The organism is Shewanella phaeophyticola, assembly GCF_025398315.1.
GTDB classification, from domain to species: domain Bacteria; phylum Pseudomonadota; class Gammaproteobacteria; order Enterobacterales; family Shewanellaceae; genus Shewanella; species Shewanella phaeophyticola.
In genome coordinates this window covers 3,380,388-3,392,685 of sequence record NZ_JAODOQ010000001.1, presented here as the reverse complement: position 1 = coordinate 3,392,685, position 12,298 = coordinate 3,380,388, and the positions used below count along the sequence as shown (strand labels likewise).

The 12,298-nt window shown below is 36.8% G+C and carries 7 protein-coding genes and 1 pseudogene; 2 read left to right on the top strand and 6 right to left on the bottom strand.

Translation table 11 applies throughout. The features are described 5' to 3' along the window. The first annotated feature begins 41 nt into the window (after positions 1-41). Positions 42-2,073 (top strand): annotated as a pseudogene (locus tag N4T56_RS15705) (prolyl oligopeptidase family serine peptidase). Positions 2,074-2,279: 206 nt separating this feature from the next. On the opposite strand, the gene N4T56_RS15700 reads toward N4T56_RS15705, so the two are convergent. The 6 genes from N4T56_RS15700 to N4T56_RS15675 form a co-directional block, all read right to left on the bottom strand. Further along, entirely contained in the window at positions 2,280-2,855 is a 576-nt protein-coding gene (locus N4T56_RS15700) for a porin family protein (protein ID WP_261733896.1), read from the bottom strand. 694 nt (positions 2,856-3,549) lie between these two features. Then, positions 3,550-4,215 (bottom strand): response regulator, encoded by a 666-nt coding sequence (locus N4T56_RS15695; RefSeq protein WP_261733895.1) that lies wholly within the window; start codon positions 4,213-4,215, stop codon positions 3,550-3,552. Beyond that, on the bottom strand, positions 4,212-4,673 hold the full coding sequence (locus N4T56_RS15690; RefSeq protein WP_261733894.1) for a response regulator: 462 nt from the start codon (positions 4,671-4,673) through the stop codon (positions 4,212-4,214). Before N4T56_RS15690 ends, N4T56_RS15695 begins: the two co-directional genes overlap by 4 nt. Next, positions 4,666-7,920 carry a hypothetical protein gene (locus N4T56_RS15685; protein WP_261733893.1) on the bottom strand — a complete coding sequence of 1,085 codons (3,255 nt, stop codon included), beginning with the start codon at positions 7,918-7,920 and terminating at the stop codon, positions 4,666-4,668. Before N4T56_RS15685 ends, N4T56_RS15690 begins: the two co-directional genes overlap by 8 nt. Positions 7,921-8,219: 299 nt before the next feature. Then, positions 8,220-9,110, bottom strand: coding sequence for a nuclease-related domain-containing protein (locus tag N4T56_RS15680; RefSeq protein ID WP_261733892.1), 891 nt, complete (start codon positions 9,108-9,110; stop codon positions 8,220-8,222). Between the two features lie 389 nt (positions 9,111-9,499). Then, positions 9,500-11,080, bottom strand: a complete 1,581-nt coding sequence (locus N4T56_RS15675) for an isocitrate lyase (RefSeq protein ID WP_261733891.1) — start codon at positions 11,078-11,080, stop codon at positions 9,500-9,502. A 109-nt stretch (positions 11,081-11,189) separates the two neighbouring features. Here N4T56_RS15675 and N4T56_RS15670 point away from each other — a divergent pair, with 109 nt between their 5' ends. Continuing rightward, on the top strand, positions 11,190-12,140 hold the full coding sequence (locus N4T56_RS15670) for a LysR family transcriptional regulator (protein ID WP_261733890.1): 951 nt from the start codon (positions 11,190-11,192) through the stop codon (positions 12,138-12,140). Positions 12,141-12,298 lie beyond the last annotated feature (158 nt).

Here is a 12,298-nt window from a genome sequence, read left to right as displayed (position 1 = left end):
AAATTGACTACGAACTCATTCTGAATGAAGGAGAAGCTCTCGTGAAAAAAGTAGGGATTCTAATACTGTGTTTGTTGATGCCAATGGCGTCAGCTTTTGCAGAGCAAACCAAAACATTATCGGCAGAGGTGCTTTGGCAACTCAAGCGTATCGGTAGTCCGATTGTTTCACCCCAAGGCGATCATATTATTGCTGCCGTCACTGAGTACGACATACCAGAAGATAAAGGCACGACTCAGCTATGGTCGTTTGCAAAAGATGGCTCAGGTCAGCGTGCTCTTACAGCAAAAGGGTTACGCGCTAGCGAGCCTGTGTTTTCTCCAGACGGAAAAACCTTAGCTTTTATCAGTAAACGTGACAAAGATGAAGCAGGGCAAATCTACTTACTACCAATGAATGGACCGGGCGAAGCGCAACGCTTAACTGAGGTTCCCGGTGGCGTTCATGGCATCAAGTGGGTTGGTGAGCACATTTACTTCATTAGCCGTATTTTCCCAGGCAAAGACTGGGAGCAAATGACCGAACAGCTCAAAGCAGATAAAGACGACAAGGTCACCGCCCACCAGTGGAACGCGTTGCCTTATTCACACTTTGACCATTGGATTGATGAAGAAAGAGACGCACATGTTTTTCGTATTTCGGCCAAAGGCGGAGACGTTGAAGCCGTTACCCTGCCACTGAAAAAGCAATTGCCACGTTCTTCACAAAATGCTGGCAGCTACGATATCGACCCAAGCGAACGTTGGATTGCTTTTAACTCAAACGGCTCCGCTAACCAAGTTGACCCTAAAGTTGATGTATTTCTGGCTGAAATCGGTAGCGGAAAATATGAAAATTTAACCCCGAACAATCAAGCTCCTGATCGTGAACCTAAATTTAGTCCCGATGGTAAAACACTTGCCTTTACCCGCCAATTAATTCATGGCTTCTACGGTGACACTTCGAGCTTGGTGTTGTTCGATATGGACAAACGTAGCGAACGTGTAGTGACCAAAGATTGGGACCGAATCTGTTTCTAAATATCTCTGGACGCCAGATAGTAAGGGGTTTTATGCCTCAATAGCCGATGCAGCCACAAACCGCATTTATTACATCAATGCTAAAAATGGCAAAGTGAGACAAGTCACCAACAATACCGATTTTGGCAAACCCTCTATCGCCAAAGACGGTACTTTGGTTGCAGCCAATCAAAGTTTTTTACATCCCGCACGGGTGGTGAAAATTGACTCCCGCAATGGAAAAATAACGCGTTTAGATAGCTTTAACGATGATGTGTTGGCCAATGTGGACATGGGGACTTATGAGTCGGTGACTTATAAAGGTTATAACGGAGATGATATCCAGATGTGGGTGCACTACCCGCCGGGATTTGATAAAACCAAAAAATACCCACTGATGATGTTGATCCACGGTGGTCCTCATGGCGCGATTTCAGACAGTTTCCATTACCGTTGGAATGCGCAGACGTTCTCGTCTTGGGGTTACGTGACCGCATGGCCCAATTTCCACGGCTCAGGCAGTTTCGGCCAGAAATTTACTGACAGTATTAACCCTGATTGGAAGAACAAGTCGCTCGAGGATATCTACAAAGCCACGGATTGGTTTAAGAGCAAAGACTGGATTGATAGCGAACGTTTAGTCGCTGGTGGTGGCAGTTATGGTGGTTACTTAAGTTCGATTATTTTGGGACAAAAAGATAATCCTTTTAACGCGCTATTTATCCATGCAGCGGTGTATAACATGTACTCACAAATGGCGGCTGATTTCGCGGTACACAGTACGCGTTTTGGTAGTTTTTGGGAAAAACCTGAAATTTATAAATCTATATCACCTCACTATGGCGCAGCCAATTTTGATACGCCAACATTGGTTATCCACGGTCAGTTAGACCAACGAGTGCCAGTAGGGCAAGGGTTTGAGTTATTCCGTACTTTGCAAACCAAAGGTGTTGAGTCGCGAATGATTTACTTCCCTGATGAGAATCACTGGGTGCTGAAGCCAAATAACTCGATTTATTGGTACGGCCAAGTGAAGGATTGGATGACTCGTTTTGCAGAACCTGGTGGTAAGTAGTCAGTAACCCCGTTTGCACTTAACATCGCGAGTACATCTACGCACAAAAGCCCAAGAGAGCCAGTATCTCTTGGGCTTTTTGTTAGGATAGGATAAATGGGGCTAGAGTCTGGCCCCATTTATTTTAAAATAAGGGTGTAACACAATTTGCATTACACCCTTTGGGTTATACTTTTAAGTCGTTAATTTAAGCACTCTACTTATCACTAGAAACGATATTCAACACCGATACTAGCCTGCTTAAAATCTGTTTCTGTGTCGGAACCGTTAGATACATTATCTAAATTAATTTCTGCATCATACCAAGTGTACTCGGCATTAATTAAAAAACGATCTGTTACTTTAAACGCTGCACCTGCACCAGCAAATACACCTTCATCATCTTTATTGCCAGAAAAGCCAACCACGTCATAATCTGTTGAATACCATAACTGACCACCTTTAGCATACAGCTCTACTCGATCAGCAATTGGCAATGTCACTTTTAGACCTGCGGTATAACCATCTGTTTCAGCGCTAGATAAGTTGTTGCCGTAACTACCAAAATCAATATAGCTACCTTCTAGAGCTATGTAGTTGTTGAAGCGATAACCGACTATGCTCTGGAGAACATCATTGTCGTCGTCAAAGTCATCTTCGCCATCAACTTTTAGGTAACCATAATTCGCGCCGACATAAACGCCATTTTCTGCTACGTCTCTCTTCAAATCATCAGCGTGAGAAAAAGTACTAAAAGAGGCTAACGAAATAAGTCCAGCTAAAGTAATAATCGTATTTTTCATAAGGTACTCTTAGTTAATTACGTAAATACATCTAACTAGTTACAAAACGGATGCCAACTTTATAAAAATAACAGAGAGCTATTTATCTGAGTTTGATATTTATAATTTAATATCAATTGGTTACGTTATATTTTTTGTGAGTAGCTGTGGGAGAGTAGTATATATATCCAATGACACTGCTTGTTTTTTACCCGCTTAATGAGGTCGTGATAACGTAAAACGGTATATTTTTCTGATTAAATTGTAATATTTTCATATCGTATAATACAATGTTATCAATATGTTACGCGTTGCTTTGTGGTTATCTCTTTCGGATAAGATAAACTATATTCGTTACATTGATATTCCTTTATTCTTTGCTATGTCTTTAGATCTGCGGCTACAGTAATGGTCAAGCCAAACTGGACACTTTCAATGGCAGCAAACAAACTAAAGCGGCGAGTTTTGTGTGTTTTGTGCGTTAACATAGGGGGGCAAGTGAGAGGCATTTTGATAAAACGTGTTTTGCATCCATGGCATTGACTCGTGGTAATTTTTTTGTTTGGCGATAAATTTGATCACCAAATGCCATGAATGTTCCTCATTTTTTAACCTATCTCATTATTTTTATTCATTATTTTGTGGGGATTCGTCAGGTTCTGACCCCATTTATCATTAAAAGCGACCGAAAGGTCGCTTTTAATATCCCACTTATTCATTGTGATTTTTCAATATTAGCTTCACTAATATTATTAGAGTCCAAATGGGTAGGGGAGCCAATCATTTCTTGGACTAATGTTAGCTTGCTAGCTTGGTATCCTGCACCAAAGGAAGCTAATAATAACGATATTGCTGCTACCCAATGCTTCAAATCCACATGTTCAAATAGCCACTTTAAAGTGACTTTCTCCGATGCGTTGAGTGAAGTACTTTTATTTTCGTTAAATTTAATCTCAATTTGTTCTTTTAATGAATGATAATATTTAATTTTTTTTGATATTAAATCTGGCAAATCTTGGGTAGAATTGTCTGTTAGTACAAAAGGTATACCATTAGTAGTTAAAAATTCATTATTCTCTTTGAATGCATCAGTATGGCTGGTTGCTGCAATTATGAAGAGTGGTTTATTTAATCTTTCATTAGTAAAAAGAGTGTGTATAAGTGTACTTCCAGATTTAATTGAAGGCTCCTCTCCAATAGATTCTGGGAGGTTCATATCGACGACTAAAAGGTCATATTGAGTGTTTTTTAATTTAATCAATGCTTCTCTAGTATTGTTTACACTGTCTACTTCACAATTTTTAAGTTTATTTGCTATTTCTCCAACTGATTTTACCTTGTCATAATTGTCATCAATTATTAAGATAGAAAATATATTCATAATACTTTTGCCTTTTTTAGAGTATTTAATAAAGGCTTTTCCCAATCTCTATCTGCTGAGCTATAATATACAGAGCCTAAATAGTAACTTCCATATTCAGAGGTTAGGTGATTATCTATACTACCGAGATCGATTTTACCTTCTTCAAATGTTCTATATTGTGTTACAACAACTACAGGTATAAATATACCTCTTAACTTTAACTGTGATACAAACTCAAGACCTGCGAAACTTTCAGGGCTACCTCCTAATGGGTCATCTGAACTCGGGTCAAAGTTTGGCATGCTCATATCTAAAAATATAAGATCGTAATCTTTATTTAGTAAAACTTTCTTAAGTCCTCCCCTTAACGATTGCTCAATATCTATTCGATTTTTGTGGATAAACTTTGATGTGCAGAAACTGTATAATTTATTGCTTTTTTCTTCTTGGTCTTCAACTATTAGAATATTAGTCATTAGACGCTCCTAAATTTAAAGTTATACGAACATAAAATACCTGATTATCTTTAAAACCAAATTCAATGTTATGTTTTATTCCTAAATCACGTGCGATGATCTTCCAAACTTTAAAAAATCCGGTACCACCTTCACTTTGAATAGCATCACTAGTTAACTCTTCATTACCATATGCTTGTCTATAAAATTCAAGGTGTTCATTTGAGTTTTCGACACTGTCGATCGTGCGGATATTATTCATGCACTCAATCATTAAGAGGTTTTTTTGTGGATTCGATATTTTTAAGTTGATTATTACTTCATCTCTGTCCAATTTAGATTTTGATAACGCATTTTCAAAAAGTATAAAAAAAACATCAACCCAATAAGATACTTCTCTCTGTGGCATTTTATGGATATATTCTTCTGATGAATTTAAATTTATACTTAATGATCTTTTTGCTATTTCAATCGCTGTGCTTAATTCAAATTCGCCATCACCTTCAGAATCCACATGTTCAAACCATGATTTTACAGTCTTTAAATCAGTGGAAATTGCCGCTTTTGCTCTACTTACAGCATTTGCAAAATGTCTTTTCCCAAACTGTGACATATTTAAGCTTTGTATTTCGCTTATGAAGTTATCGAATATGCTATTAAGTTCACTATGAAAAGTTGTTTCAATATACTCCTTTACTTCATCTAATATAAAGTCAGTACGATTCCACAACCAGGCAGTTATTATTCTAACGAGATCTTCATAAGACGGCGATGGTGGTAATTCTGATTGCAAAGCATAGGTTTCTAAAGGTGATATTGAATAATTAAACATGCCATGTGATTCATCATCTTTATTTAAAGGACTTTCTAGAGTATAGATCTGAAGCTTTTTATCGTTAAACAACGAAATCTGATTTTCTAAACTTATTGTGAACTTTCTTGCTATATTTAAAAATCGCTCCAATTCTTCATCTTTAATTTGAACAATGATCTCTCTATTCAGAGATTCCTTGAAGCTATTTAAATTCATAGTTATAGGGAAGTAAATACTTTCTTTCATTGAAGATTTTCTAATTGCAGTGGGTAATACCCCATGCCTAATACGTGTACTTAGATAGTTATTTATCCCTTTCTCACCATATGTGAACTCTTGTCTCATTAACTTTGCTAGACTTAAAAATGTAGCATTTTTGGGGGAGAGATTAACATCTGGAATAAACACAATTGACATTGACTTCCAAAACGATTTCTCTCCTAAATTTTTGATGTTTAATACAGTTAATAGATTTTCGAATGTGACGTCGTCCTCCATAAGTTCTCGTTTTTTAGCAAGTAATTCTAAATATCTTTCAAATAATGATCTGTATGGAGTTGAGTTTCTACCCTTATAAATAGCTTGATCAACATATATTCTGCTGTTTTCAACTTGTTGAACTGCTTTTCTAACAATAAGGTTTTTACTGATATTTTTGATTTCAAACTGTAAGTCATCTATGTTTATTCTTTTACTTAATAAATAATTACAAATTTCAAGCCTACATTCTTCTATATCTCTAGATGTCTCAAATTCCAAATAAAGTTTCATTATTTCCGTTGTGCATATCCATTTGAGGAAAAATGAAAGTTTTTCTTCTCCAAAAATATCCTCTTTACCGAATAACTCTGTTGGAAGTCTTAAGTTGTTTTGGTAAAGAAAGTTTTCAAATGAAAATTTCAACACCGGATCGAACTTTGAGTTTACAAATTGCGAATGGAGCGAATATAAAATAGGAAGTTCAATAGCATTTGTTTTAAACTTGCTATTTTCTATTGAATTTATTAACAAATCAGTGTCAAATATTGAGAATACACTATCGCCATATATAGAATTTTCAATAATAAGGTTTAATACTTCATCGAATTTTCTCTGTATTATAAGCAAACTTGTAAATATCTTTAAGCTTTCTATTTTTATTATTCTATCTTGTGAGTTTATAAGTTTAGCTAGTAAACTCTCTGCTCCTAGATATTCACCTTCATTGATTAAGTTTAATGCATTATATTTATTTAATCTTTCAGGATTGATTTTTAAATTTTTTAATTTTAATTCTGAAAAGTTAACTCCTGAAATTAAGGCTAAGGATGATGAATTGTTATATATGGTAGATAGAATTTTTAGATATTTTTTTCTTTCATCAAAAATACACGATTTTTTGGGGCTATTAAACCGAGAAAAAAGGTATAAACCTACTTCTGAACGTGATATTTCTTCAATTGATTTATTCCTAGACTCTCTCTCTACAAAATAACCCAGTTGTTTAAACCATTCAAATTTGCTAAACGAATTAGCTAGGCAAGCTAAATATGAAAGCGCATTATCGTACTTATCACTTCTAATTAAAACTTCTTTCATTGCTTCTAAAATTTTAGATGTGAAATTTTCATCCATTTTCACCTCTACTCTAGATAATGATTTAGCGCATAATTCAGCAAAGCTAAAATCCATAATTATTAAATGATATTTTTGACATCGAATGATAACATCTTCATACTTTCCTTCGGTATAAAGATCTATTGTAATGAATTCTTCGTTAAGGTTTTGGAGGTTTAAATTGTTTTCCGTGGTTAAATCTAAATCGTTATAATTTGTGTATCCTGTCTTTAATAAAGTGCTAAGGAAATGATTTTTATTGTATTTTAATGTTGATTCAAAATCCAATCTTCTAACTTTTACATATTCTACTGAGAACACAACCAGTTCAAATATATCAATTAATGATGAGTTCTTTTCTATTTCATAGATTTTTTCAAAATCTACAACGAACGTATTTTCCAATCTAAAAAATCTATATAAGAAAAAGTCTGTAACACTTGAATCGGCAGATCTTATAATATCATTGAAGTGTGTATTTCTTGAGGTGAAATATATTTCAGGGTCGTTAAAGTATGAGCCAGCATAATAAGTTACATACTGAAGAAAATAATTATTTTTAATTAGTTCAAATGTTTTTATTGGTTTCAAGGATTTATCGTGGAGTAAAAAGCTTTGAACTGCTGATCTAACACTATGAGACCAAATTGAGACACCACATAAATCATCAATTTCGTCAAGTATATTTAGAGATTTATTGCATTCTCCTTTTAATATCATTACTTCTAAATTTAACTTTAAATTTTGATATTCTTTGAGTTTATCTGAATGATATTCGATTATAGAAAGACACCAAGCAATATTTTTATCTAGTGGAATGGAGCTGACTCTCTTCTTATAGATATCTTGGTCATTCATTTTTAATGTCAAAAAAATTGATTTATTGAATAACGGGTTATTTGCTAGAAATGGAAGATATTGATATATTTTTTTGTGGCCTAATTTAGCAAAAAAATTAAGTTGCGCAGTAAATTCATTTTTAGAATTTCCGATAATCTTAGCTACTTCAGATTTAGTAGTATTTCTTTGTTGTTTTTTTAGCTCGCAATCTTAACTCCTTTAAAATTTAAGTATACCTTTCTTATTTATTAAGTTTTATTGTAACTACAACAACAAATCTTTTAATTTAATTGTATATCTTATATCAGATAATTTAATCATTTCCCTACCTCACTCTTACTCAAACATCTCTGCGCCACTTGATACACAATAGCGTCGACTTGTTGTTGGGTGAGTGTTTGAGTGCGGACAGCTGGTATGGTTTTGACCAACTGCTTATGATTTAAGATGGGGAACGGTGGCTTTGTTTGGCTTGTTACAAACCAGCCGGGGAATGCGAGTACTGGGCTGGCAAATATTGGCTGTCCGGTGGCTTTAGTTAACCATTGGCTGACCCAAGTGGCTTGTCGGGTTGCTTGTTCTATTGGCTTGGTTTCAGTCCACGATGGGAAGTGTAAACGACCGTCTTTGTAGGCTAGTTGAAAATCTTTTCCGCCATTTTTGTTGTCTTTATGTTGCTTATGGCGGCCTTTGGTTTCAATGGCGAATACGCCGTTTTTACCTATGGCTAAATGGTCGATGTTAAAGCCGTCGGCTTGTATGTCGTGAAATACTTGATAGCCCAAAGCTTGTAGGCCGATTAGCTCATTGGCAGTGGCGATTTCTGCTGTGTGGCCTAGGCGTAATTTGGTGAGTTTGGAAAAGTTTTTCCACGTTTTATAACCACAATAAGATAATCCGAGCATTGAGGTTATAGCAAACATCCAAGGGAATTTGCCGACGGTAATGTGTGCTTGAATGCTGTTAACGGCAAATGGCAGACACACAACCAATACGCCCATTAGCATACTGGCAATCAAATTGATTTGAAGGTCTTGTATTTCTTGTTGTAAACCAAAAGCGGGGATACGCTGAAGTTGGTCGCGATCGACGGGGAGTTTTACCGTACTGTCGCGATGTTTCAGTAAAACAAACATCACCCCAATGGTGACAAACATGCTCGAAAGAAGAATGCCTACTGATAATAAACTGGAAGTGAAGCTTGTCATTGTCATCCTTGATTGTTGCGCGAACGATGTTATTAATTGCAAATTCAAATCCATGAATCTGCTTGATTAATATACTCGCAGTTTCACAATAATGTAAGTGGAAATTTTCATCAATAGTTAAGCGTCAAAATTGAGCGAAATGGGCGGTTACACTAGTCAAAAATATCATTGCATAATAATGGCTTGTATCAGTGTGTATCTTAATGAGTTAGCGTCACAGTGACCATTTGACCCGAAAATAACACATAAAAAGGCCTGCTTATGTTAAGCAGGCCTTTTGGGTTTAGTTTTCACTGTTAGCGATGTTCACTTCAAAAACATCACATAAGCTAGTCACTATTTGGGTAAGTCGTTTTCTACTTTCTACACAAGCAGTTATAAAATCAGTCTTAGAACTGGTTCATTGTGTTGTCTTTACCAGACGCTTTAAGCGCTTGGTCACCAGAGAAGTACTCTTTATGTGTATCACCCATATCTGAACCAGCCATGTTTTGATGTTTAACACAGGCGATTCCTTCACGGATTTCCTTACGTTGAACATTGGCAACATAACCCAACATACCTTGGTCACCGAAGTATTCTTTAGCCAAGTTGTCGGTAGACAATGCTGCTGTATGGTAAGTCGGTAGTGTAATAAGGTGATGGAAAATACCTGCTTCACGTGACGAGTCAGCTTGGAAGGTACGAATTTTTTCATCAGCTTGGATAGCAAGCTCAGTGCCATCGTAGTCAACGCTCATTAATTGCGCACGGTCGTAAGCTGATACGTCTTGTCCTGCTGCTTGCATCGCATCAAATACTTGCTGACGGAAGTTAAGCGTCCAGTTAAACGATGGCGAGTTGTTATACACAAGCTTGGCATTAGGAATAACTTTACGGATTTCGTTAACCATGCCACCAATTTGCGATACATGAGGCTTTTCAGTTTCAATCCACAATAAATCAGCGCCATTTTGCAATGAAGTAATACAATCAAGTACACAACGCTCTTCACCCGTACCAGCACGGAACTTAAATAAGCCATTTGGTAGACGAGCCGGTTTTACTAATTCGCCACCTTGCTTGAATACCACGTCACCGTTTTCAAGTTTTGCTGCATCAACGGCTTCAACTTCAAGGAAACTATTGTATAAATCGCCTAGATCGCCTGCTTCATTAGTGACAGCAATTTTTTGAGTTAAGCCTGCACCTAATGAATCGGTACGCGCAACAATCACGCCGTCATCGATACCTAACTCTAAAAATGCATAACGAACCGCATTAATTTTTGCTAAAAACTCAACATGTGGCACGGTGACTTTACCGTCTTGGTGGCCACATTGTTTTACGTCTGATACTTGGTTTTCTAATTGAATACAACAAGCACCGGCTTCAATCATCTGTTTTGCCATTAAGTAAGTGGCTTCTTCGTTACCAAAACCGGCATCAATGTCGGCAATAATAGGTACAACATGGGTTTCGAAGTTTTCAATTTTTTGTTGAATCGCGGCTTTATCAGACTCTTTAGCATTATCTAATTGGCGGAAAAGACCATCTAGTTCACGAGCATCAGCTTGACGTAGGAAGGTGTATAGCTCTTTAATCAATGCAGCAACAGAAGTTTTTTCATGCATAGATTGGTCAGGTAATGGACCAAACTCACTTCGCAGTGCAGCTACCATCCAACCTGAAAGGTATAAGTAACGACGCTTGGTGGTTAAAAGATGTTTTTTAATCGAGATCATTTTTTGTTGGGCGATAAAACCATGCCAGCAACCTAAAGACTGAGTGTACTGCGATGAGTCCTTGTCGTAGTTGTCCATGTCTTCACGCATGATCTTGGCAGTGTATTTTGCTATGTCTAACCCAGTTTTAAAGCGATTTTGTAGACGCATACGAGCGACTGACTCTGGGTTGATGGCATTCCATTTACTACCTTCTGAATTAATCAAGGTGGCAGCTTCATCGATATTATTTTTGTAGTGAGTCATGTGTTTATTCCTTAACAAATAGATTAGCGGCAATTGATTACGTTGAAAATAATAGTCAGATTTGGTTAAATAAACCTAATTTATGCTTACTATCTTCGGTATTCACCATATGAATGTATCTCGTATCGATTTGAACCTCCTTGTTTATTTAGATGTTTTACTGCGTGAAAGAAACGTGACTAAAGCTGCTGACCAACTTGGGATCAGCCAGCCTGCAATGAGTAATGGCCTAAAACGCTTACGAAACTTGTTTGACGATCCCTTACTTATTCGCACTAGTCAGGGTATGACGCCGACCGAACGCGCAAATGAATTACAACCCATTATTAGTGAGTTGATTATTGGGCTGGAAAAAGCCGTGCAACCGCGTGCCCATTTTGATCCACTAGAAAGCGATAAAGTCTTCCGTGTTATGGCAAGTGATTATGCTGAAGCGACGTTAATTCCACCGCTTATTGCCAAGCTTCGTACTCAAGCACCTAACATTATTTTAGATATCATGACCCCAAGTGATGTCAGTTTCCCTGATGTAGAACAAGGAAGAGTCGATATGGTGATCAACCGTTTTGACAGTATTCCGCAATCATTTCATCAAAAAGTATTGTGGAGTGACGATTTTAGTTGCCTGATTAGTAAGGGTAATCCTGTTTTAAAGAAGTTTTCTTTAGACAGTTATTTAAAAGCTAAGCATGTATGGGTGAGTAAAACTGGTATGGGTGTTGGGGTAGGGATGAACCCTGATGATGTTCAGCGTTTGGGTTGGGTAGATGAAGCGTTAACGCGAATGGGTGTGAAACGCCAGATCACCGTTTTTACCCGCCATTATCAAGCCGCCTGTTTGTTGGCTGAGCAACAAGATTTGATCGCAACCATACCAAGTAAGATGGCGCGTCATCATATCAATAATGAACGGGTGAGCATTATTCCGCCGCCTTTTGTTATTCACCCCATTGCCTTGACTATGGCTTGGAGCCCTTTGCTTCAACATAATCCCGCGCATCAATGGATGCGGCAACTTATCACTAAAACCGCAGAAGAGATAAATAGAGGCGATGTGTAATCTTACTGTAATTGTGATTTTTAGTTACGTATATGTTGTAAATTAACTAAAAAACGTCATTTTGCCATATCTTTGGTGAATAGTGATGATAATAAGCATAAATTGGATAAATAAGATAACTTTGATATAGAGTAAAGAATTACCGCGTATGAAGAGTA

Bases quoted from the DNA above. Each gene is read 5' to 3' on its own strand.
- N4T56_RS15700 (WP_261733896.1), bottom strand. From the start codon at position 2,855: ATGAAAAATACGATTATTACTTTAGCTGGACTTATTTCGTTAGCCTCT.
- N4T56_RS15695 (WP_261733895.1), bottom strand. From the start codon at position 4,215: ATGAATATATTTTCTATCTTAATAATTGATGACAATTATGACAAGGTA.
- N4T56_RS15690 (WP_261733894.1), bottom strand. From the start codon at position 4,673: ATGACTAATATTCTAATAGTTGAAGACCAAGAAGAAAAAAGCAATAAA.
- N4T56_RS15685 (WP_261733893.1), bottom strand. From the start codon at position 7,920: ATGAATGACCAAGATATCTATAAGAAGAGAGTCAGCTCCATTCCACTA.
- N4T56_RS15680 (WP_261733892.1), bottom strand. From the start codon at position 9,110: ATGACAAGCTTCACTTCCAGTTTATTATCAGTAGGCATTCTTCTTTCG.
- N4T56_RS15675 (WP_261733891.1), bottom strand. From the start codon at position 11,080: ATGACTCACTACAAAAATAATATCGATGAAGCTGCCACCTTGATTAAT.
- N4T56_RS15670 (WP_261733890.1), top strand. From the start codon at position 11,190: ATGAATGTATCTCGTATCGATTTGAACCTCCTTGTTTATTTAGATGTT.